Here is a 26586-nt window from a genome sequence, read left to right as displayed (position 1 = left end):
CAGGCGCAGGTGAGGACCCTGCTGAGCCATCACGTTAGGCGCAGGTCTGTGACGCAGGTTGCACCGTCGTCGGTGGTGGAAAACTCCGTGGTGCCGGTACGCCCCTGGTAGCTGACCTCAATCAGGCCGGTGACATCATCGGGAAGCCAGAAGCCAATAAACCCGTTGTCGAAGGTGGTTGTCGCCTCGTCCACCAGCACCTCACCGGTCGCCTCATCGGTGATCGTGACCTGGATATCCTCATTGTCGAGTTCCCCCAGGCAGGTCGTGAGGCTGTGGTAGAAGCAGTCGTGGGTGGAGGTGAGATAGGGTGCGATCGAGACATACGTCTGATTGTCGGGAAGATCGACCACGACTTCCTGGTCATCGCTCGAGAGCAGCAGTTCATCGGCACGCACTGAGGCGATCAGATCCGTGGGACGCTCAGTGACCTTCTGCCGGTCGAGGTGATCAATGATCTTCACCGCGTCCATGGCGGCCAGGCCATGGGTAGTCAGGAATGTATCCTGGGACACCGTCCCGTCGGCGGTGGGTTCCGGGTCGGCGGCCGAACACCCCGTGAGGGCGAGGGCAAGGGCGGCGGCTGCGATCGCTGCTCGTTTCACGTCAATCTCCTTGGATCGTGGTAATACCGTGAGAAGACACCGCCTCAAGGTCGGTGCCATACCTTTATCTAGCACGGGTGCCTGACGGACTAGCAATCAAAAACCCTGCTCACAGCCTTACAGCAGGGCGAAAATGGGGTGAATTCGGTGGGCTGGGTCACCACCGGGACACCACCCCACAGCCGTGGGCGATGTCCTTCTACCCGCCCCGGGTATGCGGTGCAGGCAGTGAAATCCCTGGTGGTGCCTGCTGAACCGACCAGGGGAGGCGATGCCGCCGGCCCGGGGTGGGGCACAGGGGTGACGGCGGTCGAAGGGTGATGTTTGAAGATTTGATGAAGATTCCCCGCCGGGCACTGAGCGAGGGTGGTATTCCCCCCTGGCCGGAGCGATACTGGGGTCTATGGCTGACCGCACACCGACCACCGCCACGCCCCCGGGGCGGGTGCTGGTCGTCGATGATGAACAACCCCTGGCTCAGATGGTGGCCTCCTACCTCATCCGGGCCGGCTTCGATACCCGCCAGGCGCACACCGGCACCCAGGCCGTGGACGAGGCCCGTCGCTTTTTCCCCGATGTTGTGGTGCTGGATCTGGGGCTGCCCGAACTCGACGGCCTGGAGGTGTGCCGACGGCTCCGCGCCTTCTCGGACTGCTACATCCTCATGCTCACCGCGCGTGGCAGCGAGGACGACAAGATCAGCGGTTTGACCCTGGGGGCGGATGACTACATCACCAAACCTTTTAGCATCCGGGAACTGGTGACCCGGGTGCATGCGGTGCTGCGCCGCCCGCGCACCAGCACCACCCCACCGCAGGTGACCACCCCCTTGATCGTTGGTGACCTCATCCTTGACCCCGTCGCCCATCAGGTGCGGGTGGGGGAGACGACCGTGGAGCTCACCCGCACGGAGTTCGAGCTGCTGGTTGCCCTGGCCCTGCGCCCCGGCCAGGTGCTGACCCGCCACGACCTGGTCACCGAGGTCTGGGACACCACCTGGGTCGGTGATGAACGCATCGTCGATGTCCACATCGGCAACTTGCGTCGCAAGCTCGGCACCGACACCCAGGGCCGGGGGTTTATCGACACCGTGCGTGGCGTGGGTTACCGGGTGGAGCAGCCATGAATCACGGACCCGGCCTGACCTTCCGCTTCCTGGCCGCCCAGGTGTTGGTCGTGGTGATTAGCCTGCTGGTGGCCGCGGCCGTGGCCACGATGGTGGGCCCGACCCTGTTCCATGATCATATGTTGATGACCGGCCGGGAGGACCCCTCGCTGGAGCTGTTCCATGCCGAGCAGGCCTACCGGGGCGCCAACCTGATCACCCTGGCCGTCGCCCTGCCCACCGCCTTGACCAGCGCCCTGCTGGCCAGCCTGTGGTTATCACGTCGTCTGCGCACCCCCCTGCAGGATCTCACCCGCGCCGCTACCAGCCTGACGGCCGGCAACTCCCGTATCCGCGTGCCCGCCGGAAAAGCAGGCCCCGAGGTCACCACCCTGGCGCATGCCTTCAACACCATGGCCGACCGGCTGGAACACACCGAACAGGTCCGCCGCCAGATGCTCTCTGATCTGGCCCACGAAATGGGCACCCCCTTATCGGTGCTCACGGTCTACCTCGATGGTCTCCAGGACGGGGTCGTGGACTGGAATAATGCCACCCACACGATCATGGCTGACCAACTCACCCGCCTGACCCGGTTGATGGAAGACATCGACGATGTCTCCCGGGCCCAGGAACACCGGATCGATTTGGACCTGGTGGAGGAAGGGCTCGGGGATCTGCTCCATACCGCCGCTGCTGCCGCGGGGGAAGCTTATGCTGACAAAGGCGTCGATTTACAGGTCGGGACCATTACAGACACCGCCCGGGTGCTCGTGGACCGGCAACGCTTCGGCCAGGTGATGAGCAATCTCCTGTCGAACGCGCTACGGCACACCCCGGCCGGCGGGCAGGTCCGGATCAGCGTCCACCGGCAGGGGGCGTCCACCGCGCTCATCCACATCGCCGATGACGGCGAGGGCATCCCACCTGACCAGCTCGGACACATCTTCGAACGCTTCTACCGGGGGGATGCCGCCCGCAGCCGGGACAACGGCGGGGCCGGTATCGGTCTGACCATCTCCAAGGCATTGATCGAGGCCCACGGCGGCACTCTCACCGCCACCTCCCCCGGACCCGGTCGTGGAGCGGTGTTTGCCCTCCGCCTCCCGCTGTCCCCTCCCGACAGTGAGGAGGCTGCTCGGTGACCACACCCTGCCCCGCGTGAGGGCCGTGCCCTCCACCCATTGAAAATATACCCCAGGGGGGTATACGCTAGGGAATAGCATCGCCGCATCCCACCGACCCGGAGGAGCTTTCCCATGATCACCTCCCCGCCCAGCCTCTTGCCGATGGCCTCCCACGGCTGCAGCTGTTGCGGACCTGCCTCACGTGCCGACACCGCCTCCATCCCTGCCGCCAGCGACTCGTCAGCAAGAGGGTCCTCCCTTAGCTACCAGGTCACCGGCCTGACCTGCGGGCACTGCGCGAAAAGCGTGACCCAGGCCCTTCAGGCCCTCCCCCAGGTCGACGACGTCCAGATTGATCTCGCTGCTGATGGTGTTTTCACCGTCACGGTCACCGGTGTCGTACCTCCGGAGATGGTTCGCCGGGCCATCGAGGAGGCCGGCTACACCGTTTTATCCTGATCAGTTTTACCCATCATCTCGACCCCGACCGGGTTGAGCGAAAGGAACGTCATGAGCACTCCCCACCATTCCGGCGATCACCATGGTGATCACCCCGCTCCGGAAACAGACCACCACGTTCATGGTCACGGCGAACACGCCGGACACAGCACCGCAATGTTTCGGGACCGCTTCTGGTGGTCGCTGATTCTGTCCATTCCCGTCGTTATTTTCAGCCCCATGGTCGCCCACCTGCTCGGCTACCACCTCCCGGCATTCCCCGGATCCACCTGGATCCCCCCGGTGCTGGGCACGATCATCTTCGTCTACGGCGGAACGCCTTTCCTCAAGGGCGGATGGAAAGAACTGAAATCCCGCCAACCCGGGATGATGCTCCTGATCGCCATGGCCATCACCGTGGCGTTTGTCGCCTCCTGGGTCACCACTTTGGGGCTGGGCGGTTTTGACCTGGACTTCTGGTGGGAGCTGGCCCTGCTGGTGACCATCATGCTGCTGGGCCACTGGCTGGAGATGCGCGCTCTCGGGGCCGCGTCCTCCGCGCTTGACGCGCTGGCTGCCCTGCTGCCGGATGAGGCCGAGAAAGTCATCGACGGGACCACCCGCACCGTGGCCATCTCCGAGCTGGTCGTCGACGACGTCGTGCTGGTGAGGGCCGGTGCCCGGGTGCCGGCCGACGGAACCATCCTCGACGGAGCCGCCGAATTCGATGAGGCGATGATCACCGGCGAATCCCGTCCCGTCTTCCGCGACACCGGTGACAAGGTGGTCGCCGGTACCGTGGCCACCGACAACACCGTCCGCATCCGGGTGGAGGCTACTGGTGGGGACACCGCCCTGGCCGGGATCCAACGCATGGTTGCCGACGCCCAGGAGTCCTCCTCCCGGGCCCAGGCCCTGGCGGATCGGGCAGCGGCGTTGTTGTTCTGGTTCGCGCTGATCTCCGCTCTGATCACCGCGGTGGTGTGGACCATCATCGGCAGCCCGGACGATGCCGTGGTGCGCACGGTCACGGTGCTGGTCATCGCCTGTCCGCACGCCCTGGGCCTGGCGATTCCGCTGGTCATTGCGATCTCCAGCGAGCGGGCCGCGAAATCCGGGGTGCTCATCAAGGACCGGATGGCGCTCGAGCGGATGCGCACCATCGACGTGGTGCTCTTCGACAAAACCGGCACCCTGACCGAGGGTTCGCACGCGGTCACCGGTGTCGCGGCAGCTGTCGGCGTCACCGAGGGCGAGCTGCTGGCCCTGGCCGCCGCCGCGGAGGCCGACAGCGAGCACCCCGTGGCCCGCGCCATCGTGGCGGCCGCGGCCGCCCATCCCGAGGCTTCCCGTCGGCAAATCCGTGCAACTGGTTTTAGTGCCGCCTCCGGCCGGGGGGGTCCGGGCCACTGTCGATGGCGCTGAGATCCTCGTGGGCGGGCCGAACATGCTGCGCGAGTTCAACCTCACCACCCCGGCCGAGCTCACCGACACCACCAGCGCCTGGACCGGGCGTGGGGCCGGTGTGCTTCATATTCTCCGCGACGGTCAGATCATCGGTGCGGTGGCCGTCGAGGACAAGATCCGCCCCGAATCCCGTGCCGCCGTGAAAGCCCTGCAGGACCGTGGGGTGAAGGTAGCGATGATCACCGGCGACGCCCAGCAGGTGGCCCACGCCGTCGGTCAGGACTTAGGCATTGATGAGGTCTTCGCCGAGGTCCTGCCCCAGGACAAAGACACCAAGGTCACGCAGCTGCAGGACCGGGGTTTGAGCGTGGCCATGGTCGGTGACGGTGTCAATGACGCCCCCGCTCTGACCCGCGCGGACGTCGGTATCGCTATCGGTGCCGGCACGGATGTGGCCATGGAATCTGCCGGGGTGGTCCTAGCCAGTGATGACCCGCGGGCAGTGCTGTCGATGATTGAGCTGTCCCAGGCCAGCTACCGCAAGATGATCCAGAACCTGATCTGGGCCTCTGGCTACAACATCCTCGCCGTGCCGTTGGCCGCCGGAGTGCTCGCCTCGATCGGGTTCGTGCTGTCCCCGGCCGTGGGCGCGATCTTGATGTCTGCCTCGACCATCGTGGTGGCCCTGAACGCCCAGCTGTTGCGCCGCATTGATCTGGAGCCGGCTCACCTGGCTCCGACCGAGTCGAAGGAGGAACACACCACGCCTACTCCAGCATCCACCGCCATCCACTGATCCACCACTTCTCTCCACTGCCCCCATATGACTTTGAAAGGCTCCACCATGAAGCGCACCCTTGTTCTTTCCGCTCTCGCCGTGGCCTCCACCCTGGCGCTGACCGCCTGCGGTGAGGCCACCGAGTCAGGCAACACCGACACCACCACCTCGGCCACCAGTACTGCAACGACTACCGCTGAGACGACTGAGACCACCACGGCGACGACTGAGGCGGACGGGGAGATCTCCGCCGATCACAACGACGCGGACATCATGTTTGCCCAGATGATGATCCCCCATCATCAACAGGCCGTGGAGATGAGTGAGATGCTCCTGGCCAAGGAGGGCATCCCCGCCCAGGTCGTGGAGTTTGCCCAGGGGGTTATTGACGCCCAGGGACCGGAGATTGACCGGATGAACGCCATGCTCGAGGCCTGGGGCCAGCAGCCGGTCACCGACTCTGGGGGCATGGGGACCATGGATGAGATGGGTGGAATGGATCACGACGAGATGGGTGGCATGAGCGGGATGATGAGCCAGGAGGACATGACAGCCCTTGAGGAAGCCCAGGGCACCGAGGCTGCCCGCCTCTACCTGGAGCAGATGACCGCTCACCATGAAGGTGCGGTCGACATGGCCCGTGACGAGGTTGCTGACGGCCAGAATCCCCATGCGATCACCCTGGCCGAACAAATTATCAACGACCAGGAGGCCGAGATCGCTCAGATGCAGCAGATGCTCACTGACCTATGACAGGTCCCTGTCTTTTTCTGATCCCGAGGACAGGAATCTGAAATTCCAGAATTTGAATATACAGTGGGTTGCACCGAAAAAAGCTAGCCTACCTGAAGGTGATACTTCTGGGTGGGGAGGGTATAGCTTAGCTTTTAATATTTTCCCTCCGGGTAAGCGCTGGACAGCGCAATCTGTTGCTGCTGAGGTTACTCAAAACCTGAGTACTTATTTTACTTTTACTGGTGAAGGAAAGCTTAATGATGCTGAGACTGATTATATAACTGTGGATAAAGCAGTGGGGTCGGCTCAAAATCGTTCACCTGAGGGGGCTAATGAAGATACCTATGAGCCTTCTCCTGATACGATTTATGTTGATCCTTCGGAAATTCCTAGTGAAGCCGCAAATGAGCTCGAAGAGGACAATTAGATGGTGACCCTGCCTGGATTGCTTTTATTTGCCGCTATTATTGGGATCTTGTTTGGGGTTCCCTCTGCTCTGGTTGTTATTTATGTAAATTACTACAGTAAATATAATATTACTTTTAGAATAAGAAAATATTTCTGTGTCTTTGTGATTGCTTTTCTGACTTATTTCGGTATCGTGATGGTCGATGCTGATTTCCGTGTAGCTGAGATGTGGATGGCCACCACTGTAGCTACACCATTAGCGATTAGTCATGTGGTATTCATGAAGCTAACATTCTTGTTGTTTCAGGATGAAGAAGACTCATGATCTTCATCCTAAGAAGGCTGAATATTTGTGGTTGTCTCCGCTGCGGACCGTGTACCCCGTTGGGAATGGTCTGAAGCTTAATTGTTAGAAGTACTCGTGATGGTTGGTCTGTTCTGGACTTAATGGAGAGGGATCTGACCCCTGTTTGGTGGACACCTGATACCCAACCCAGTCGGGGAGAGTGTCTGTTAGTTTGTGTGCGGGGTTTAGTTTATAAGTAATCCGAGAATCGGTCGGGGTAAGCCACCGCTGGGGATGCGGAAACTAACGCAAAATGCCCTTACTTAGGTTAGATGGCGGTCATACTCACCCCATATAAGGGGAATAAGTAAAAAGTCGAAAAATTGTGTTGCAGCTTACAATCTACTGTTTTACGATGAGGTTGCTTCCTTAAAAAGGGGCTCGCATCTTACGAATGCATTTTTGGAGGAGATGTGCAAGCTGAAATACGCGGAAAGTTTTTACTCTCCATTTTTCTGGCATTTGTTGGCGGTTTGGGTTTGGTTCCGCAGGCTGCTGCGACTAAGAAAGTCTGAGGCTAAGGGGTAAGTATGCACACAGTTATTATCATTTTTCTCTTTACCTATTCGGTAACTGTATCTTTGATGCTTTTGCGGAAAGATAAGGGGAATAAAAAATAGTATCAATTTTTGTGCTTGAAGTTTGAAGTGCCCTGGGTTTTGTTCCTAGGCATGTGCCTTAATTTCCATTATTTCTCGAGCCGGTTGTCGGCTGCAAAACTCTGCTTCAACCTCTGTTGGCGTGCGGTAGTCAAGGTTCTGATGAAGCATGGCGTCGTTCCACCAATCCACCGGTATCGCGATAAACAATGTTTCACGTGAAACATGGACTCAATCACGCGCGAATTCAGACACGAGTTCCTCAAAGTGTCGGTTAGAATCGCCTCAAACTGTCGGATGGTGAAATAGTGGTGTTGTCTCAGGACTATATTCCGCGGATAGCGGATGTTTTTGTGGAGCAGTCGTTGCGGCGCACTGGAGCCTTGTTGATTGAGAGGGACCGAAGGGTTGTGGCAAGACTGCGACCGCCCGTCACCATGCCGAGAGCGAAATCAAAGTAGACATCGATCCTGATGTGGAGATTTCAATGGGGGTAGATCCGGCTCTTGTATTACAAGGGCCGACGCCGAGAGTTTTGGACGAATGGCAGGCACAACCAAAATTATGGGATGTAGTACGCCACGAAATTGATGGGCGTGGGTAGCCCGGACAATTTATTTTGACAGGATCGACCGCCCCAGCCGAAGCGGTGCAAGGCCATTCTGGAGCCGGAAGATTCTCTCGCTTAACAATGCACACCATGACACTGGCAGAATCGGGAGAATCCACTGGACAAGCTTCACTGCTCAACATGGTGAAGGGCGAGGCACCGCGCGTCGGCAAGACGGAACTAACTATCCATGATCTTGCGGAAAGGATTTGCCGAGGCGGGTGGCCAGGCTTTTTGCGTCTCAGTGTTGCGGATGCACAAGCAAACCTGCGTGATTATGTACGGACCATCGTGGAGCTCGACATTTCCACACCGGACAAGGTGAAGCGTAACCCAGCTCGGGTTCTGCGGGTAATGCGATCTCTGGCTCGTGGGATTGGCACTGAAATGTCGACGACTGCAATCGCTACAGATGCTGAATTGCACAGAGAAACTGCGATTGACTACTTGGATTCTCTCGAGCGTATTTTCATCAGACAAGACCAACCGGCGTGGTCACAATCCCTGCGCTCACGTACCCCACTACGCAAAGCAGCCAAACGGCACTTTGCAGACCCAGCGTTAGCAGTTGCTGCGCTACAAAAACAGCCGGACGATCTTTTACACGACTTCGAATTTTTCAGTCAGCTTTTTGAATCGCTGGTGGTTCATGAATTATGCGCGCTGACGAACGAGCCGGTCTATCACGCTCGCCTCGGGGATGGCACCGAAGTTGATGCGATTACGACGCTCGCTGGGAGAACAGTGCTTGTGGAGATCAAACTCGGGCACCATCCCAATGTGGTCAACGGTGCGGCGGCGAGTCTGCAGAAATTCGCAGCGGTGATGCCTGAGCCCGCTGAATTTCTGGTCGTGACCGGCGGTGGAATGTCATACCGTCGGCCTGATGGCGTCAACGTCATCGCCATTGGTGCACTCGGGCGCTAGGCAGTTAAACGGACGGCTTAAAGCTCCCGCAGTGCCTAAATCTCGCGCAGTTCCTGTTTCAGCCGCGCACCCAGCAAATCCCAGTTCCAATTCTTGACGACGTGCGCCCTGCCCGCAGCACCCATCTCAGAGCGCAGCTGGGCGTCGGCAAGCAAGCCTTGTAGGCCACGCACAATGCTGCTCACCCGGTGCCCGTTGACTACCACGCCGGTCTCGTCGGTGATGGTTTCCGGCGCCCCGCCGGAGCTGCCCGCGACCACCGGGATGCCACACGCCTGCGCTTCCAAATAGACGATGCCGAGCCCCTCCACGGACAGTCCTCCCGCGCGCGTGCGGGCAGGCATGGCGAACACATCCGCGGCAGCCAACGCATCGTCGACACGCACCTGGTTCTGCTGATAATCCGTGTTGTTCAGCAACAGAGCATCGGGAGCGTATTTCTTTCGCAGCCTTTCCAGGCGCCGATACGAACGCCCACGGCCCACCAAAATCAGCTGCACATCCGGGAACTGCCGACGCAACACCGGAAACGCCCGCAATAGCTTGTCCTGGCCCTTGCGTGGGACGAAACGCGAAATGCACACGATCGTCGGCGCGGACGCGGCAATGCCAAAGGCTTGCTTCGCCTCCACTTGCCGCTGTGGGCTCGCCACCCCGAAATTATCCGCGTTGACCCCGGAAGGCAGATGCACCCACCGCGGGCGGTTACCGAAGGGTTTTTCCAGCCGACGGCGCGTGTAGGACGAGATATACGTCAGCACGTCAGAGTTGTTGCCGATCACGCGCAGCGCCTGGCGTGCCCCCGGGATCATGGACCAGCCGACCTCATGGCCGTGCGTAGTGGAAATGACCTTCTTGGCGCCAGCCTGCTTCGCGGTCTTTGCCAACAAGGCCAGGGGAGCGGCCGCACCAAACCACACGGTGTCGATGTCGTGGGTGCGGATGATTTCGCGGAGTTTCTTTGCCGAACGCGGCGTCGGCAGTAACAGGCGGTGTGGCCAGCGAATCACGGGATAATCCAGCTGCGCATCGTAGCTCTCGCAGGCGGCTTTATCCCGTGTGGGCGCAAAAACGATGATCTCGTTGGGGTCCAGCAGGGAAACAAAATCCCGTAGATATGATTCAATCCCCCCGATTACCGGAGGGAAATCATTGGTGACCAGCAGTGTTTTCGGCATAGTCGGTGGTTATAGCGCGTCGCTCAAGTGATAGTTTTTCACTTCGCTGCCATAAATGGTGCGCTCGTTGCCGTTAATATCGACGCTCTGAAACACGGAATCGTTTTCGATGGCCTCGCGCAGCATCTCGATGCGGTTGCCTTGCTCACCTGGGGCAATTCCGGCGGGGAAATAGTAGGTTGCGCCGTTGTCGAGTTTCACTGACAGTTCTTGCACGCCCAAAGCAATTTCCTCCTCGTCTTTCACACCGCTCTGTCCTATAACCGGCCGACGATGGGCCGTGGCCAAACAAAATGTGGCCATAGAAATAGGGCCTGTGGTGTTGATAATTCCCTTGCACCACAAACCCTATCGAAGCAGATGGCTTAGCTCACGTAACGACTTTATGGCATATGTCTCTTTACGACGCCGCTTGCCGACGCCCCGCCGGTGAATCGCTGCGCTGAACTGGCCAGAATATCTTGCCGACGCCGGGCTTGGGGCACCCAGCTTGACGACGATTATTTGTTGCCGGACTCAGAACCGGATTCAGGTCCAGACTCGGAATCCAACGTGTCTTTCAGCTGTTCGTCGATCTGCGCTGCTTTTTCGGCAGCGTCGGCATCGTCGTGAGCCACAGCGCGGGTGGCTTCGGAAGCAGCCAGGTTTTCTGCAGCACCCTGGGAGAGGTTCTTGGCCAGCTGTTCGTCGATGTCTGCCAGCAGTTCCTCGTCACGCTCGGCTGGATCCTCGGCCAACTCGCCGGCTTTCTTTTCTGCCTTCTTGTTTTCCTCGGAAGCATCTGCATTTGGTGCTTCCAGGTCATCTTCGCTGGTCGAGGAGTACACCAGCGTGCTGGTGGTATTCGAACTGTAATCGCTAGCCTTTGGTGGCTGTTCTTGCGCGCCGGAGTTGCGCTTGTTCAGCACATAGGCGATAACACCAACGACCGCGGCGAGAACAGCGGCCCACAAGGCGTAGAAACCAAAGCCGCGGGATTGAGACTTGGTCTTTTTATCTAGTTTCTTGGCTGCTTTGTCTTTGACCTTCTGCGCAGCAGCGTTGGCTTTTTTCTCTACGCGGGATAGGCGCTTCCGGTTTTTCCGGCCCAGCTTTTTATTAGCTTTCTTGCGCAATTTCTTGGCTTGCTTCTGGGCCTTTTTCGTGGCCTTGGAGAAGTTTTCGCTGGCGGCCTCGCGGACATTTTCTACGGTTTCGGATACGTTGCCTTCGGCAAGTTCACGGCCGGTGCCTTGGAGGCTTTCCAGGCTTTTATCCAAGCGGGCGTGGGCAGCTTTGGTCAGCTTGCCAGCTTCTTTGCGTGCTTCCGGGAAGTGTTTTTCTGCACTCTTATCCACGGTTTTTGCCGCGCTTTCCAGGAAGTCGAATGCTTCTTGGGACTTCTTGTCGCGGTAATCCTTGAATTTTTCCCAGCCGGTTGAGCTGAGGTTGCGCGCGATGCGCAGGTTGACGTTTGCAGAACCCATGGTTCGTTCACCTCGTTAATTACATGGTTGTCACTAGCTAGATAGTTCCAGGATAGTTGCTGTGGAAGGTGATGTGGGAGATAACGACGGAAAAATCTTCTTCTCAGCACAGGCCAATGGTAATACCATAGACAGCTTGGTTCATTTTTTCTGCTCGGCGACGAATTATATTCAGTTGCTTCTTGGACTGTTTTTCCAGCATGAACGGCCCGAGCAAAGGTATTACCTTTACGGAATCTTCCTTGTTAGCTGCATAAGCATTAGATTGATGCCAACACTAGACAGCTTGGTTCACAATCAAGACGCAATCAGCCGGAAGGAGGTGACCAGCAATGGCCCCACGAGTATCTGCCTCTGCGCCGTTGGATGAGTCCAGCGATAACCCGGATAACCCGGATAACGCAGAAAACACGGAACCGCGTACCAGATCCGAACGCACCGCACTGTCATTCGAAGTTATTCCACCGCGCCACGATGCCGACGAGAAGAAAATCTCTCACTTGTTGGAAACGCTGGAATCCTATCGGCCGGACTACATCTCAGTTACCAGCTCGTGCCGTTCCGGCTGGTTGGACGGCACCGCGAAGTTCATCTCCCGCATCGACCGCGAAACCAACATGCGCACCCTGGCGCACCTCGCGTGTACTGCAGGCACGAAGCAAGAGATGGTCGCGTGGATCAACCGTCTCATCGATTCCGGTGTGCGTGGTTTATTAGCCCTACGCGGTGACCTGCCAGAAGGCGAGGTCAAACTACCAGAGGATCACTTGCAGTATGCCGACGAACTCGTGCGCCTAATCCGCGAAGTCGAAGGCCAGCAGGCCGCCCGCTTCGCCGCCGGACGCTTAGCCGTCGCCGTGGCTAGCTACCCGAACGGCCACTACCAGGCACGCACCGACGACGAAAACTTCGACGTGCTGCTATCCAAACAACGCAGTGGCGCAGACCTGGCCATCAGCCAGCTGTTTTTCGAGGCCGAAGATTTCTTGCAGTTCCGTCGTCGTGCAGAACTGGCGGGCATTCGCATCCCGCAGATCCCGGGCATCATGCCGATTACCAGCGTGCGCCGCCTGCGCCGCATGGCGGAATTTTCCAGCCTGCCGGTACCGGAGCACCTGGTGCGTCGGCTAGAAAACGCCCGGGACGAGCGCGCCGAGGGCATCGCGATTACCGCCGAACTCGTGCAAGCGATGGTGGACAACGATGTCGGCAGCCTGCACATCTACACCCACAACAACGCGGAGGTCACCCAAGAGCTCCTGGACGCGGTCGGGATTCGCCCGCCAACCGCGCCCGGCTGATTCTCTGGCTAGGCCCGCCACACCTCTACAGAACCCATAACTTCATAACCAGAATTCATAAGCAACAAAACCGCATAAACAGAAATCACACTGTTTTTCTTGTCTCCAGGAAGGACCCGACACTCCCATGTCGCAGACACCATTCCCAACAAAAACCATCGAGGGCTATCCTCGCGTTGGCGCTAACCGCGAGCTCAAGCGCGCTCTTGAGTCTTACTGGGCCGGCCGCATCGACCGCCCAACCTTCGAATCCGCTGCACACTCGCTGCGCGTAGACACTTATGCCCGCCTGAAGGATCTGGGTCTTGCCGACGACTACGCCATCCCAGCCGACGTCGCGTATTACGACCAGGTGCTGGAAACTGCACTGACCGTGGGTGCTCTGGGCGGCGACGCCGAAGAAGTGAGCCTGGACGAGGAATTCACCCTGGCTCGCGGTAACGCTGATACCGCCCCGTTGGAAATGACCAAGTGGTTCGATACCAACTACCACTACATCGTCCCAGAAATCAGCGCTGAGCAGGCCTTCACCGCTCGCCCGCAGCGCCTGCTGAAGCTGGTCGACGAAGCCCGCGAAGCCGGACACACCATCCGCCCATACCTGGTGGGACCAGTCACCGTGTTGGCTCTATCCAAGGCCGCCGACGGCACCACCAACCCGTTGGATCGCCTGGATGACCTCGCGAAATCCTACGCAAAGGTGTTCGCGGCACTGAAGGAAGCCGGCGTGGAATGGGTACAGGTTGCAGAACCAGCCCTGGTTGCCGATCACACTGGCCTTTCCGATGCCGAACTCGCCGATCGCGCCGGTGCCATCTGGACGGAACTGCTGGGTAACGACAACCGCCCGCAGGTGTACCTGACCACCCCATATGGTTCGCTGCAGGCTGGCCTGGATAAGTTGCTGGCTGCCGCCCCGGAGGCTTTCCAGGTGGATGTTTCTCGCCCAACCCAGGCGCTGGATTCGAACTACCTGGACCGCGTTAAAGAAGCCGTCGCCAAGTCATCACAGACCACCCTGGTGGCCGGTGTGGTCGATGGCCGCAACGTATGGGCTGGCGACCTAAACGCGCTGGTAGCAACCGCCGAAGAACTTGGCACCAAGCACGTCACCACTTCCGTGTCGCTGCAGCACGTGCCACACACCGTTGAGGCAGAAAAGAACTTGCCTGTCGACGTCGCCGGTTGGTTCTCCTTCGCAGACGAGAAGATCTCCGAGGTCGTTGCCATCGCTGCTGCCCTGGACGGCAGGCGCGACGAGGTAGAGCAGACCTTCGCCCGCTCTGAGCGCGCCCTGCGCACCCGCAAGGAATCCGAGCGTACGCACAACGAGGCCGTCGCCCAGCGCGTCGCCAAGCTGCCAGAAGGCCAGGTTGCTCGTGAGCCGAAGTTCGCCGAGCGTACCGAAATCCAAGAGGAACTGGGCCTGCCGAAGCTGCCTACCACCACCATTGGTTCCTTCCCACAGACCAAGCAGATCCGTGGTGCCCGCGCTGATCACCGCGCCGGCAAGCTCACCGACGAGCAGTACGTCGAAGAGCTGCGCGGCGAGATCGCTTCCGTGATCAAGCTGCAGGAAGACCTGGGCATCGACGTGCTGGTACACGGCGAGCCAGAGCGTAACGACATGGTGCAGTACTTCGCGGAGCTTCTCGACGGCTTCGTCGTCACCGAAAACGGCTGGGTACAGTCCTACGGTTCCCGTTGCACCCGTCCACCAATCGTCGTCGGCGATGTCTCCCGCCCAGAGGCCATGACCACCGAGTGGGCGAAGTACGCGCAGTCGTTGTCCGACAAGCACGTCAAGGGCATGCTGACTGGCCCGGTGACCATCCTGGCCTGGTCGTTCATTCGTGACGACGTCCACCAGTCCGTCTCCGCCGACCAGATCGGTGTCGCGCTTGCCGACGAGGTCGCTGACCTGGAAGAAGCTGGCATCGACATCATCCAGATCGACGAACCAGCCCTGCGCGAGCTGCTGCCACTGCGCGAATCCGACCGCGCTTCCTACCTGGATTGGGCCGTACGTGCTTTCCGTTTGGTCTCCCTGGAGGCGAAGCCAAAGACGCAGATCCACACCCACTTGTGCTACTCCGAGTTTGGCCAGATCATCGACGCGGTTGCCGCACTGGATGCTGACGTGACCTCCATCGAGGCCGCTCGTTCCCGCATGGAGTTGCTCGAAGATCTCAACGATTCCTTCACCAGCGAAATCGGACCAGGCATCTACGACATTCACTCGCCACGCATCCCATCGGTGGAGGAGATGGAAGAGTTGATCCGTGCGGCGCTGAAGAACGTCGACGAGAAGCGCCTGTGGATCAACCCGGACTGTGGTTTGAAGACCCGCGGTTACGAAGAGACCGAGGAGTCGCTGCGCAACATGGTAACCGCCCGTAACAACGTGGTGGAATCGCTGAACTAACAGTGAGATGGCTAGCGTCGGCGTCGCCAAGCATAATTGGGCGGCGCTGACAGCTGGCCTGAGGCGCTACCGCTTAATTTTGGGGTGCGTCCTTGAGCTGCTGGGCATCATGTTCCAGCGAGCTGAGGACGCGCTCCATTTTTTCTTGCTGTTTTGTCGAACGGTGCTCTAGGTGTGGGGTTTGTTCGGCAAGGCGGGTGTTGTCGTCGCTATCAGCATCCAAAATGCCTTCGCGCAGCTGGCGGGTGCGCTCGACTTCTGCATCGATGACGACGCCGAAGACCAGGCTGGTGTTAGCGATCCAGCAGCCGAAGAAAAACGTCACGATCGAGCCCAGTGCACCATAAGAATTCAACGACGATAGGTGCACGAAATACACGTAGAGCCCACCGCCGGTGAGGAAGATCAGTACCAGGGCGACGAATGCCCCAAGTGTGAAGATCCGCCACTTGGACCGGTACGGGCGCACGTTCGGCGCATAGTAATACAGCACGGAAATAAGACCCGCGGCCATGATCACGATGACTGGCCAGCGCACCCACGCCCAAATGGGCAAGATGGCGGTGGTGAGAAATTCAATTTCTTCATAGATGCCCAGTGGCCCGGCGATGGGGTGGATCAGTGTTTCCACCACGGTGACATTGACGACGAGCGCCAAGAAGATCAGGCACACGCCCAAAATCATGGCTACGGATAACAAGGCCATGGATGACCAGACGTGTAGGAGGGGGCGGCCGTCGATATCGCCGTACACGCGGGTGGAAAACCTGGCGAAGGCGCGCACGTAGGCGGATGAGGAGATCGCGGCTAAGACCACACCGGCGAGCAGGCCGAGTAGGTTCGTCGACGTGCTGGATAAAACAGTATCGACGGTGTTGAGCACGGTTTCGGTTTGGTTGACCGGCAAAATTCCGCCCAGGAAATCCCACAACAGGTTTTCCAGGAGATCGCGGTTATTGGCCATGATGAGCACACCGATGCCATAGAACACCAGCAACGTCGGCGCCAGTGCCAACAATGTGAAATAGGTAAGCCCAGCGCCCATGTCTGGGATTTGCAACCGCAATGATTGCACCACGATGCGGCGGATCGTATACCACCAGCCGACACGGGTCAGTTGCGGCCGTGGCGGGGGAGTGACGGGTTCTGCGCGGTGGGCGCCGGCCATGGTGGTAGCGTCCTTACGATCTCGGGGGCTTAGGGGACCACCGTAGTGTACTGAAAAGCTACTGTGAGTGGTGGCAGCGGGGCGGGAACGGATAAGAGCTTTAGGGCAAGAAACCCGGTGGAGGGCTGCCAGTGCGACCAGCTGCAGCGTTCTGTCGTCTATAGTGGTGGGCATGAGTAAATCCACTGCCAAGGCAACTTTGCATACTAATCATGGCGATATCGTGATTGAGCTGTTCGGCAATCACGCACCAGTGACCGTCGAAAACTTCGTCGGCCTGGCCAAGGGAACCCAGGAATACTCCACCCAGAACGCACAGGGTGGCCAGGAAGGTCCGTTCTACGACGGGGCCATCTTCCACCGCATCATCGACGGATTCATGATCCAAGGCGGCGACCCAACCGGCACCGGTCGTGGTGGCCCGGGCTACCAGTTCCGCGATGAATTCCACCCAGAGCTTTCTTTCGACCGTCCATACCTGCTGGCCATGGCGAACGCTGGCCCAGGTACCAACGGTTCGCAGTTCTTCATCACTGTCGGCAAAACCCCACACCTGACCGGTGCACACACCATCTTTGGTGAGGTCACCGATAAGGATTCGCAGAAGGTCGTCGACAAGATCGCTAAGGTTTCCACCGACCGCATGGATCGTCCGCATGACGACGTCGTCATCGAGTCCGTGGAAATTTCCGAGGAAGCATAAGCTTGCATAAGCTCTAGCTTTCGCTGCTTTTTACTGCTTGTACTTCGTTACCCGGGGCTGGCACACACCGTGTGTTGGCCCCGGGTTTTTCTATGCCTAAGCACAGAAAACAGACAACACTGACAATATTGACAGCGTAGACAGCACAGACAGAACAGTAAGCAGAAGCAACACAAGCTTCGGCCAAAACAGAGTTAGCAATCAGAGTTATTAACAATGTAATTCGGTTATCCACGAAGTTATCCACCGGTATTCATTGTGAAGAAACCCCGGGAAGTTATCCACAAGTCTTGTGGATAATGTGGAAAACCATGATTGTAATTTACAGCCTCAAGTTTCACTTGAATGTTATTTAGGCAGCTAGAGGCACAGAATTGCAGAATTCACTGCACGGCTTTGTTCACAGCCAGTGAAATAATGACCTGAAGTTTGTCCACAATTCATGTTTTTCACAAATTAGTCCACAGATTGTGGATAACTTTGTCGACAAGTTGTGGTCAGCTAGTAGAAAAATCCCCATGGTTATCCACAACAATTCACAAGTTGTGGACACCATGGGGATGGCATCGCACGCCGCGGACGGCGTCGGGGCTAGTGCGTGGTTGGGGTTACGGCGTTGGGGTTAGGGCGTGGTCTGGTTTAGCAACGAGGTATAGGAAACGGCAGACACCGGCATCTGTAATTAGTGGGCTGGTTCGGTGGGTTGTGCACAGCCGATAGAAAATTCCTCGTTACGGTCCGGGTTCTCCGGGTATTCCAGGAGCATGCGGGAATAAATCCGGGCGTTGTAGCCACATTCCTCGCGGTTATCCAAAGTCAGACGCACCGGGAAGGTTGCAAATTCACCATCGGCGCACAGAGGATCACAATTGTTGATCCACGCGGTGCCAGTGGCAGTAGCGGTGCCAGCGCCCCAGTTTTCCCATTCGAGATCTTCCACGTAATAGTTATTGTCCGCGCAGGCGGTCGAAATCATCTCGGGGCCTTCCAACCCAGTGACGTGTACACAATCCACGATTGCGGTGGCAGAAACCTCCGTGGTGATCCCCGGCCCTACTAAACCATGTACGCGCACTAACTGTCCGGTTGCCGGAATCACCGAAAAACTGAGCTGATCCACGTCGCGGATCACGGTTACTATTTCGTCGTCACCGCCGGTCGTGGATTGCTCCACACCAGCCAAGTCATTGCCGTCTAGTGAGGCCATCAGCTCATACAACGCTTTTTGCTGTGCACTGGATAAAGCCGGGTGTAACAGCAACTTCAAAACGCCGCGTGCAGTGGAATCATCCAAAGAATCTGCAAGTGCGCGCAGGCTTTCAGTATCCGCGCCGGTGGCTTGTAGCTGCACTGGATCCACGGAGAGGTTGCGGTCTGCATTCTGTAATTCGGCCGGTGCATTGTTGCTTTGCGCCGTGGAGGTTCGCACCTGACCATCGGAGGAAACTTCGTACGCGGTAGAAACGAACTCTTCGCCTAAGCGATCGGTGCGCTCCAGGTATTCCTGGGCGGTGACCGCAATGTCAGTGGCATCGGCAGCGTGTAGGGAAGATTCACCGGCAGTGGCCAGGATTTCTTCGGCTGTGGCGGTGGATTCTTGCCCGTTGAACAGGCTGGGCAACAAGCCGGTACCTAGTGCGATAGCGCTGACGGCGGCGGCTGCGCCCAGTAACCAGCGGCCGCGGTTGCTACGGCTTTGGTTGGCCGAAGCGCCCGAAACGTCCGCAGCACCGTCGCCCAGAATTGCCTGCAGGTGTTTTTCGCTGCGGCGTCGTTCCAACTCGTTCAGCTCGGGGTTGCGGACCGGGTTGGCGTCGGCAAGTTGCCGGGTGAGCTCGTCATCAAAATGTGTCATTATGACCGACCTAAGTTTTCTGGTTCCAACACTTCTTTGAGTCTGGTGCGTGCACGGTGCAGTTTCACTCGCGCGTTATTTTCGGTGATACCTAAGCTGGCAGCGATATCCGGAATGCTCAACTGCTCCCACGCATGCAGTGCGATGATGTCGCGATCCGCAAAAGACAGTGCGTTTAATGCGCGGTTGATATCGAGCGACAAATCAGCGACCTGGCTGAAGTCGTCGGCAGCAATCTGGTCAAGCTCCGCCTCTTCTTCTACGCGGTCCTGGCGGGCGGACTTGCCGCGGTAATATTCCTTGACCACATTGCCGGCGATGCCATACAGCCACGGCAAGGGGCGCTGCGGGTTGTGCAACGAAGAAAAATTCGCCCACGCGCGTCCGAAAACATCCGCGCAGTATTCCTCTGCGACCGCAGCCGCAACGCGTCGGCGAAGGTAGGCCAAAATCTGCGGGTAGTGTTCCCGGTAGATAGTGGTGAAGGTCGCCTGATCTTGCGACGACCTGGAATCGCTGGTCACAAATAATTCCTACTGCGCGGGGTGCTTTGCGGGTACTAATGCAGGGGTTACCGTTAGGGCCGTTGCTTAATTAATTGCCTAATTGATAACAACGGTATCAGTCACGCCCGACGAGCAGGTGATGGTGGCGGTGGCGCCTTCGTCAGCGAAATCAGCCGGCAGGGTGATATAGCCGATCAGCTTGCCGACGTCCGCACCCGGGGACATGGTGGTCGACTCGCCGAAGCTGGTGTCCAGATCTGCACGGACGTCTTGGCCTGGGCAGGTAGCTGCGATGAGAAGCTCTTCGCCTGGCTGCACAATGCCGTCGACGGTGACATCCAGGTTTTCATTCTGGCCAGTGACCTCGAAAGCGTTCTCGCTGAATGGCTCCTGGCCGGAGGTTGCCAGTGCGATGCCGCCGCCAGCGATGGCTATGGTTCCGATGATTCCAGCGGTAATAGCAGTGCCACGAGTTTTCATGTTGTTTCTCCTTAACTCACGGGCTTGAAGTGCTTACGTCATGTTTGTGTCGCTACACCCGGAGTCATTACACGCGGAGAGAAAAAAGTTTCCTTGGGCCGCTGTCACTACATCCTTGCGGGTTTATGGGTTAAGTGGTAAACCTATTAACTAAGAAAGTTAGCTACCAGAAAGGAGGTGCTGCGCAGTGGCCATTTCGCAAACGGATCCGAGACCCTTATTCCAACAGATCGTTGATGAGCTAAAACATATGATCTTGTTGGGCAATCTCAACGAGGGTGAGCGCGCACCATCGACGAATGAATTGTCCATGCACCATTCCGTGAACCCCACCACCTCGGCAAAAGCGCTGACGCTACTCAATACTGAGGGCTTAGTGGAAAAGAAGCGTGGGGTTGGAATGTTCGTCACTGAAGGGGCGCGTGAGCGAATTCGTGAACAGCGGCAGCGCCAATTCCATGACAATTTTGTTGCCCCGCTTCTAGAAGAAGCACGGCTTCTTGGGCTCACCGTCGACGAAGTCATCACAGATATGAAAGAGACCGAAAGCACTACACCGCGAACAGTGGCAGGAATGAAAGGAGTATGACTATGGATACGTCGACGCGAATAATTGGCATCATTGGAGCCAACGGTGCCGGGAAAACAACATTTTTGCGCCGCCGTGCAGCGAATTCGTCATCCGTTGCACTATCGCTTTCTCTCATGGAAACCGAGCTTTTCGGACGCACAGCTCAAGACCATCTTCGCGTAGTACAGCGCGGATGGCAGAGTCTGGATGCGGAAGCGGTGGAATCTTTATTGGATTTCCCACTTGCGGCACGGATTCGGGATTTAAGCATTGGCCAGCGCCAACTACTCGTGACAGCTACTGCATTGGCAGCGCGAGAGCCACATATCTATTTGGATGAGCCATTCAATGGCTTGGATTCATCGCAGCGTCAGAAATTGCATACCGCACTCATAACGCTTGTTTCCAGCACTGATGCTCCCGAAGAAATCCTTATCAGTTCGCATCACGCATCAGATATAGCGACGATCGCATCTGAGATCATCACTCTGCGCGATTATCATGCGAGCGATGCGATCAGTATTGATGAGCTTCGTGACAATCATCCCGTATTACGTGGTCCGAATGATGCCCTAGCAGAATTGACGCGAGAAATGCCGATGATCCGGCAGAGTTCATTGGCTGGTTATAGGGAGGTAGTTCTCGCGCGGCCACTCAGCGATTCTGCTCGTCGTCGCGCAAACCAGCTCGCTATCGAGGTGAGTTTCCTCAGCAACATCGAACTGCTCGATGCCGTAGTAGCTGAAACCTCGCGTTATTCAGAACAAGGGGACAGCTGGCCTGTGAATACAGAAACGAAGAATCCGAAGCAGAACAATCTCCTACTGAAGGGATAAATCATGAGATCACCATTATTTTTTGCTCCCACCGCGCCTTTTGCTTACGGAAGCTTGCTTCTCACCCTCGTGGTTATGGTGTTAGGAAGATTACGCCACATTGATGGTCACCTGTTGTTATTCGCAGCGTTTTTCAGTCTCACAGCAATTTTTACAGTCAGCGCCCGATCGAGTATCCCAGCGTTGAAATATAATGTTACTGCCCGTAGGTGGTGGTCTTCCGCTCTGTTAGCGGTGGTGGCGGTAGCCAGTATTTTCAGTCTGGCGGTTATAGCGGTGACGATTTTCGGACCACTCGGAAGTTTTTACCTGTATTTTTCCGGGGTGACCTCGTTTTTCACCGTGCTAGAAGATGGTGGAATTCCAGCTATGTCGGCAGCGGACAAATTGCCACTAGTAGTCGGGTTGTTTGCCACTTTCGCCAGCATTTTTAGCGCAGCTGGAGGGTTGGGGCTTGCCCTTGGAGTGGCATCGAAGGTGGGTGCGACAGCAAAAATTTGTCTTGCCGGAGGAGCCGCGGCTGTGCTGATGTTGGCATTTCTTTACCTAGCGGAACAGGCACACCTAGCATTAAACAGCGCATCACCCGCAATGGTCATCTTCTATCTCACATTGACTTTATTAGTCATCGGAGTGACTACATTTGGTGTTCATCAATATCGCACCGAGTTGCGTGGCGAAGCTATCGCCAGAACCTATGGTCGCTAGCTCCAAGCATGCCAGCTTCTAGCGCCACCCCATGGTCATCAACAGACCAATGATGAACAAGCCAAAGCCAATGCCGTAGTTCCAGGCTTGCAGGTCCCGCATTAACGGAATCGACGGGCCAGCCAAGTAGTTAAGCACCAAATACAGCAGCCCAGCGAGGATGAAGAAAAACATCAAGCCCTTGTACCACTTCGGGGTGCCGCCGGTGTTGATCTTGACCGGGGTGCGGCTGGCGCTGGAGGACTGGCCGGAGAACTGGTTGCTAGATTGTGAGACCTTTGCCTTAGGCATGATGCACCTTCATCAAAATCGTCGTTGGGTTAGGGATAGTTTAATGCTGTTTAGTTTAACAGCGCCGCCTCCTGATAAGCAGGACGACGACGCTGTAGGGGGCGTGCAGTTTTCGTTACGGCACCAGGGCGCGCAGATTGAATTCGTAGAAGCGGATGTTAATCTCCTGGTCCTTGCGAATCGTCTCGCCTGGCGACGGGCTAGTGACTGCAATCAAGCCTTGGTCGGTGACCACGGCAGTGTCGACTGGTTCACCGGTAAGTAACTTCGACTCATTTGCTTCCCAGCCTGCATCACGCAGGGCGTTTAATGCTTGGCTGCGGTTTTTCCGCGTGATATCCGGCATAGTCGTCAACAAGCCATTGGATACTTCGACGCGCACATCGGAACCCTCTGGGCGCATCTGGCCAGCACCATCTACACCGAGCACGCGATCGGCTGGCTCCAGTGAATCCACAAACTGTGGTTTTGGCACGAAGCCCAAAGATTCCAGTGTCTCGCGAGCTTGACTCCATTTCATGCCAGTTAAGCTTGGCACTCGCACGTCGACGATCTCCGGGCCCCGGGAAATGGTTACTCGCACCCTGGAACCTTTCGGCAAATTAGCGCCAGCTGCTGGTTCATGGCGGGTGATCCGGCCCTGCTCGATGGAATCTGAAAACTCCTCGTCAACCTCCGGCTCTAGTTCTAGACCAACTTCGGCCAGTGCGGCTGATGCTTCCTGTGGGGTCATATTCACCAGACGCGGAACCTGGGTGTCTTCTTTACCCGTCGACACCGTCACGGTCACCGTGGTGTTGCGTTGCAATTGTGAACCCACACTCGGATTGGTGCGCACGACGTGGTGTTCTGGAATTTCTGGATCTGGCGCGTCGACGATTTCTGGGCGCAGGCCAACCTCTTCAAGCTTCGCGATGGCCTCGTTGCGTTCCAATCCAATGATATTCGGCACTGACACGGTCTCGGATTGCGCGAGGTTATCCGACTGTCTGCGCGAGTCCCGGTCGTTGAGCACACTCCAGGCATAGCCAGCGCCAATCACCAGTAGCGCAATCATAATAAACGCGACTAACCAGCGTAAATGGCTTGACGGTTTCGCCATTGTCGCCGTTGGAGGTGCCGTGTGCGCGCCCGGGGCATTGGCTGGTAGTGCTCGCGCTGCTCCGGCGGCCGTACCAGCTGCACTAGCTGGACCTGGCGCACCGGCCATCGCGGTTTCTGGGTACGCCTGCTGCGGTTGTGCAGCATGAGTTTCTGGATAACCGACGGTTTGGGTTGGGAATTGCTCCTGAGACGGTGCCACATGCGCGCGGGCCGCCTGAGTCACGGAGCCACGGGACAAAAGCTCGAGATCCTGGCCCATTTCAGCGGCAGATTGATAGCGATCGCCTGGGTGCTTCGCCATGGAGGTCATCACCACGGCATCGACGTTTAGTAACGCGGTTGGGGCCAAGTCTATCTCTGGCATGCGTTCCGACGGCGGGGTGACGTCTTCTTGCACGTGTTGGTAGGCCACGGCAAACGGAGTTTCGCCCTGGAACGGGGTGCCGCCGGTGATTGCCTCGTACAGCACGCAACCCAGCGCGTATACATCCGAGCGTGCATCCGCATTCTTGCCACGAGCCTGCTCCGGCGAAAGGTATTGCGCGGTACCGATGACTGCGGATGTCTGCGTCATCGCCGACGTGGAATCATCCAAGGCACGGGCGATGCCGAAATCCATCACCTTCACCATTCCGGTGTTGGTGAGCATAATATTTGCCGGTTTAATATCGCGGTGGATGATGCCAGCGTCATGACTGGCTTGCAATGCAGAGCACACCGGCTGCAGAATCTCGGCGGCCTCCTGCGGGCTCATAGGCCCGTCATTGCGCAGCAGATCCCGCAGCGTATTACCGTGGATGCGCTCCATCACGATGTATGGAATACCAATACCGTCGATGGTTTCTTCGCCGGTGTCATAGACTGCCACGATATTCGGGTGGTTCAACTTCGATGAGTTGCGTGCTTCCCGGCGGAAACGTTCGCGGAAGTTCATATCCCGCGCCATCTCGGAACGCAGCATCTTGACTGCGACGTCGCGTCCCAACAAAGTATCCTGCGCCGCGTACACATCAGACATGCCACCGCTGCCGATGATCTCGCCTAGTTCATAGCGCTGCGCCAAGCTGTAATTCATTGTTATTCCGTCTCCTGCTCAGCCGCGCCCAGTGGGCGGGATCCACCAGATTGCTGGTTGCCAGCTGCGGCGCCGACGTTGCCAGTGTTGCCAGCGTTTCCAGCGTTGCCAGCATTGCCTGGGTTCCTATTTCCAGACTGGCCCTGGTTAGCACCGTGCCCGACACCAGCGCCGGCACCGTGCCCGGACTGGCCGGACTGGCCAGAATGGGACTGGCCTGACTGTCCCGACTGTCCCGACTGTCCGGTTTGGCCGCCGCGTTGGCCGATACCAGAGGTGGCGTCGGTAGCGTTTTCATTGGCATCATTTCCAGCGTCGCCGCCGGTTTGTCCGCCTTGCTGGCCTTGGCCACCGGGCTGTTGATTTGGCGCCTGTGGTGCGTTACCGCCGTTACTAGTGCCAGCGCCATTGCCGGAACCGCCAGTACTACCGGAACCTTGCCCGGCACCCGTACCACCAGAACCACCAGCGCCGCCGGAACCACCCGAGCCCTGGCCGCCACCAGAACCACCAGAACCACCCTGGTTTGCCGGGGGATTAACCCATTCAGTCACGATGACCGGCTCGGTCTCACTCGGTTGCGTTGATGATGCTGGGCTGCGGTCCAAGATGCCGTCGAGAGCGTTGCTGTAAGTTGCCATGAACCACAGGGCAAGAGCGGCAATACCAGCGATCACGACGGCAACGAACATGCCACAGCCAAAACCAGCTCCGGCACTCGAATTTTTCTTTTGGTGCACGGGCTGTATTACCGGAGCCACTGCGGCTTGGCCAGCACCGGTATAAGGGTGCCCCACTGCAGGTTGTTGCACCTGCGCTACGTGGCCAGCTGGAGCAGGCACAGGCTGCGGGGTACGCGGACGTGCAGTTGATGGGCTGGCGGTGCGCGCGTTCGTTACCCGGCTCAGTTGTTGCGTCGAAGCCGAAGGGGCTGGTTCTTGCGCGACCGTCGCCAAGGCGGCCGATTTTGGTGCCGGTGGGCGTTGCCCCAAGCGCACCTTGGATGCGGCTACCGCGAATTCGTTGCCGTCAGCAAAACGGGTATAGGCATCTTTGCGCAGCGCAATACCAATCAATTCGCGCGCCGGGGCACTGACTTGCGTCGACAAGGCTTCTGGTGCTTGGTTGATGTGCGCCAGTGCTACCGAAACGGAAGAATCTCCGTGGAATGGGCGCTTTCCGGCTAACATCTCGTAGCCCACAACCCCCAGGGAATACACATCTGATGCTGGGGTCACGGAGTGGCCTTGCGCCTGTTCGGGGGAAACATACTGCGCGGTACCCACCACCATGCCGGTGCGGGTCAACGGGACGGCCTCGGCGGCTTTCGCGATACCAAAATCGGCGATTTTCACTCGACCGTTTTGTGTAATGAGTAGGTTGCCCGGCTTGATATCGCGGTGCACCAAACCCATGCGATGGATAATGGACAGGCCGTGTGCGGCTTGTTCCAGCACGTCGAGCGCGAGTGATTCATCCAGGTTGCCTTCGCGTTGCAAAAGATCGGCTAGCGATTCACCGCGAACGTATTCCATGACGATGAAGCAGAACGTGTGGCCATTATCTTCTGTGACTTCACCATAGTCGTAGGTGGCGACCACATTGTCGGATTCAATGCAACGCGCGGCATCGGCCTCGTTGCGGAAGCGATCCAAAAACTCGTTGTTGTCGGAAAACTCTGGGCGCAGAATCTTGATCGCCACTTCGCGGTCGTTCGCGTGGTCGTCGGCAAGCCATACCGTGGACATGCCGCCGTGGCCTATGACCCATTGCAGCTCATAGGCATCGCCGACCAGAGTCTGAATGCTTTCGCGGTTGTTCACATCAGCCATAA

24 protein-coding genes and 1 pseudogene are annotated in these 26586 nt (G+C 57.9%); 14 read left to right on the top strand and 11 right to left on the bottom strand.

From position 1 onward, the window contains the following. Nucleotides 1-29: 29 nt before the first annotated feature. Complete coding sequence (locus HMPREF1292_RS02700) at nucleotides 30-605, bottom strand: CueP family metal-binding protein (RefSeq protein ID WP_023018645.1); 576 nt, start codon at nucleotides 603-605, stop codon at nucleotides 30-32. A gap of 403 nt (nucleotides 606-1008) precedes the next feature. On the opposite strand from HMPREF1292_RS02700, the gene HMPREF1292_RS02695 reads away from it, so the two are divergent. The 8 genes and pseudogenes from HMPREF1292_RS02695 to HMPREF1292_RS02660 all read left to right on the top strand — a co-directional run bounded on the left by HMPREF1292_RS02695 (nucleotide 1009) and on the right by HMPREF1292_RS02660 (nucleotide 9085). Then, entirely contained in the window at nucleotides 1009-1731 is a 723-nt protein-coding gene (locus HMPREF1292_RS02695; RefSeq protein WP_023018644.1) for a response regulator transcription factor, read from the top strand. Continuing rightward, entirely contained in the window at nucleotides 1728-2855 is a 1128-nt protein-coding gene (locus tag HMPREF1292_RS02690; RefSeq protein WP_023018643.1) for a cell wall metabolism sensor histidine kinase WalK, read from the top strand. The genes HMPREF1292_RS02695 and HMPREF1292_RS02690 overlap by 4 nt, the downstream gene beginning before the upstream one ends. Before the next feature lie 114 nt (nucleotides 2856-2969). Next, entirely contained in the window at nucleotides 2970-3296 is a 327-nt protein-coding gene (locus HMPREF1292_RS02685; protein WP_023018642.1) for a heavy-metal-associated domain-containing protein, read from the top strand. Nucleotides 3297-3347: 51 nt separating this feature from the next. Continuing rightward, nucleotides 3348-5478 (top strand): annotated as a pseudogene (locus HMPREF1292_RS02680) (copper-translocating P-type ATPase). Nucleotides 5479-5526: 48 nt separating this feature from the next. Beyond that, on the top strand, nucleotides 5527-6213 hold the full coding sequence (locus HMPREF1292_RS02675; RefSeq protein WP_023018639.1) for a DUF305 domain-containing protein: 687 nt from the start codon (nucleotides 5527-5529) through the stop codon (nucleotides 6211-6213). 52 nt (nucleotides 6214-6265) lie between these two features. Continuing rightward, the gene (locus HMPREF1292_RS02670) at nucleotides 6266-6622 is read left to right on the top strand and encodes a hypothetical protein (RefSeq protein ID WP_023018638.1); all 357 of its coding nucleotides are present in this window, start codon (nucleotides 6266-6268) and stop codon (nucleotides 6620-6622) included. Further along, nucleotides 6623-6928, top strand: a complete 306-nt coding sequence (locus tag HMPREF1292_RS02665; RefSeq protein WP_023018637.1) for a hypothetical protein — start codon at nucleotides 6623-6625, stop codon at nucleotides 6926-6928. A gap of 1320 nt (nucleotides 6929-8248) precedes the next feature. Next, nucleotides 8249-9085, top strand: a complete 837-nt coding sequence (locus HMPREF1292_RS02660; protein WP_232218001.1) for an ATP-binding protein — start codon at nucleotides 8249-8251, stop codon at nucleotides 9083-9085. A 35-nt stretch (nucleotides 9086-9120) separates the two neighbouring features. Here HMPREF1292_RS02660 and HMPREF1292_RS02655 read toward each other — a convergent pair whose 3' ends face one another. From HMPREF1292_RS02655 to HMPREF1292_RS02645, 3 genes are all read right to left on the bottom strand, one after another. Continuing rightward, complete coding sequence (locus HMPREF1292_RS02655) at nucleotides 9121-10263, bottom strand: glycosyltransferase family 4 protein (protein WP_023018634.1); 1143 nt, start codon at nucleotides 10261-10263, stop codon at nucleotides 9121-9123. A gap of 9 nt (nucleotides 10264-10272) precedes the next feature. Beyond that, nucleotides 10273-10509, bottom strand: a complete 237-nt coding sequence (locus HMPREF1292_RS02650) for a hypothetical protein (RefSeq protein WP_021352486.1) — start codon at nucleotides 10507-10509, stop codon at nucleotides 10273-10275. 254 nt (nucleotides 10510-10763) lie between these two features. Next, nucleotides 10764-11729, bottom strand: coding sequence for a hypothetical protein (locus tag HMPREF1292_RS02645; protein ID WP_023018632.1), 966 nt, complete (start codon nucleotides 11727-11729; stop codon nucleotides 10764-10766). Between the two features lie 332 nt (nucleotides 11730-12061). On the opposite strand from HMPREF1292_RS02645, the gene HMPREF1292_RS02635 reads away from it, so the two are divergent. Both HMPREF1292_RS02635 and metE read left to right on the top strand, forming a co-directional pair. Beyond that, nucleotides 12062-13030: a methylenetetrahydrofolate reductase gene (locus HMPREF1292_RS02635; protein ID WP_023018630.1), complete on the top strand. Its 969-nt coding sequence runs from the start codon at nucleotides 12062-12064 to the stop codon at nucleotides 13028-13030. Nucleotides 13031-13157: 127 nt separating this feature from the next. Continuing rightward, nucleotides 13158-15455, top strand: coding sequence for a 5-methyltetrahydropteroyltriglutamate--homocysteine S-methyltransferase (gene metE, locus HMPREF1292_RS02630; protein WP_023018629.1), 2298 nt, complete (start codon nucleotides 13158-13160; stop codon nucleotides 15453-15455). A gap of 73 nt (nucleotides 15456-15528) precedes the next feature. Here metE and HMPREF1292_RS10360 read toward each other — a convergent pair whose 3' ends face one another. Next, complete coding sequence (locus HMPREF1292_RS10360) at nucleotides 15529-16623, bottom strand: YihY/virulence factor BrkB family protein (RefSeq protein ID WP_023018628.1); 1095 nt, start codon at nucleotides 16621-16623, stop codon at nucleotides 15529-15531. A gap of 172 nt (nucleotides 16624-16795) precedes the next feature. On the opposite strand from HMPREF1292_RS10360, the gene HMPREF1292_RS02620 reads away from it, so the two are divergent. Further along, entirely contained in the window at nucleotides 16796-17326 is a 531-nt protein-coding gene (locus HMPREF1292_RS02620; RefSeq protein WP_023018627.1) for a peptidylprolyl isomerase, read from the top strand. 682 nt (nucleotides 17327-18008) lie between these two features. Here the strand turns inward: HMPREF1292_RS02620 and HMPREF1292_RS02615 are convergent. From HMPREF1292_RS02615 to HMPREF1292_RS10355, 3 genes are all read right to left on the bottom strand, one after another. Then, nucleotides 18009-19181: a hypothetical protein gene (locus HMPREF1292_RS02615; RefSeq protein WP_023018626.1), complete on the bottom strand. Its 1173-nt coding sequence runs from the start codon at nucleotides 19179-19181 to the stop codon at nucleotides 18009-18011. Continuing rightward, on the bottom strand, nucleotides 19181-19705 hold the full coding sequence (locus tag HMPREF1292_RS02610; RefSeq protein WP_023018625.1) for an RNA polymerase sigma factor: 525 nt from the start codon (nucleotides 19703-19705) through the stop codon (nucleotides 19181-19183). The genes HMPREF1292_RS02615 and HMPREF1292_RS02610 overlap by 1 nt, the downstream gene beginning before the upstream one ends. A gap of 78 nt (nucleotides 19706-19783) precedes the next feature. Next, nucleotides 19784-20167 carry a hypothetical protein gene (locus HMPREF1292_RS10355; protein ID WP_023018624.1) on the bottom strand — a complete coding sequence of 128 codons (384 nt, stop codon included), beginning with the start codon at nucleotides 20165-20167 and terminating at the stop codon, nucleotides 19784-19786. A 187-nt stretch (nucleotides 20168-20354) separates the two neighbouring features. On the opposite strand from HMPREF1292_RS10355, the gene HMPREF1292_RS02600 reads away from it, so the two are divergent. Genes HMPREF1292_RS02600 through HMPREF1292_RS02590 form a run of 3 tightly spaced genes read left to right on the top strand, consistent with a single transcriptional unit; the run spans nucleotide 20355 to nucleotide 22282 of the window. Continuing rightward, complete coding sequence (locus HMPREF1292_RS02600; RefSeq protein ID WP_023018623.1) at nucleotides 20355-20756, top strand: GntR family transcriptional regulator; 402 nt, start codon at nucleotides 20355-20357, stop codon at nucleotides 20754-20756. After that, nucleotides 20753-21574: a hypothetical protein gene (locus tag HMPREF1292_RS02595; protein ID WP_126850004.1), complete on the top strand. Its 822-nt coding sequence runs from the start codon at nucleotides 20753-20755 to the stop codon at nucleotides 21572-21574. Before HMPREF1292_RS02600 ends, HMPREF1292_RS02595 begins: the two co-directional genes overlap by 4 nt. A 3-nt stretch (nucleotides 21575-21577) precedes the next feature. Further along, nucleotides 21578-22282 carry a hypothetical protein gene (locus HMPREF1292_RS02590; protein WP_023018621.1) on the top strand — a complete coding sequence of 235 codons (705 nt, stop codon included), beginning with the start codon at nucleotides 21578-21580 and terminating at the stop codon, nucleotides 22280-22282. A gap of 18 nt (nucleotides 22283-22300) precedes the next feature. Here HMPREF1292_RS02590 and crgA read toward each other — a convergent pair whose 3' ends face one another. The 3 genes from crgA to HMPREF1292_RS10625 form a co-directional block, all read right to left on the bottom strand. Further along, a complete protein-coding gene (gene crgA / locus HMPREF1292_RS02585; RefSeq protein ID WP_023018620.1) occupies nucleotides 22301-22573 on the bottom strand; it encodes a cell division protein CrgA in 273 nt (90 codons plus the stop codon). A gap of 115 nt (nucleotides 22574-22688) precedes the next feature. Beyond that, entirely contained in the window at nucleotides 22689-24752 is a 2064-nt protein-coding gene (pknB, locus tag HMPREF1292_RS02580) for a Stk1 family PASTA domain-containing Ser/Thr kinase (protein ID WP_023018619.1), read from the bottom strand. 2 nt (nucleotides 24753-24754) lie between these two features. Further along, on the bottom strand, nucleotides 24755-26584 hold the full coding sequence (locus tag HMPREF1292_RS10625; RefSeq protein WP_023018618.1) for a serine/threonine-protein kinase: 1830 nt from the start codon (nucleotides 26582-26584) through the stop codon (nucleotides 24755-24757). Nucleotides 26585-26586: the final 2 nt, after the last annotated feature.

It is taken from the genome of Corynebacterium sp. KPL1995 (genome assembly GCF_000477935.1).
Taxonomy (GTDB): domain Bacteria; phylum Actinomycetota; class Actinomycetes; order Mycobacteriales; family Mycobacteriaceae; genus Corynebacterium; species Corynebacterium pseudodiphtheriticum.
This window is presented reverse-complemented; position numbering and strand designations above follow the sequence as displayed.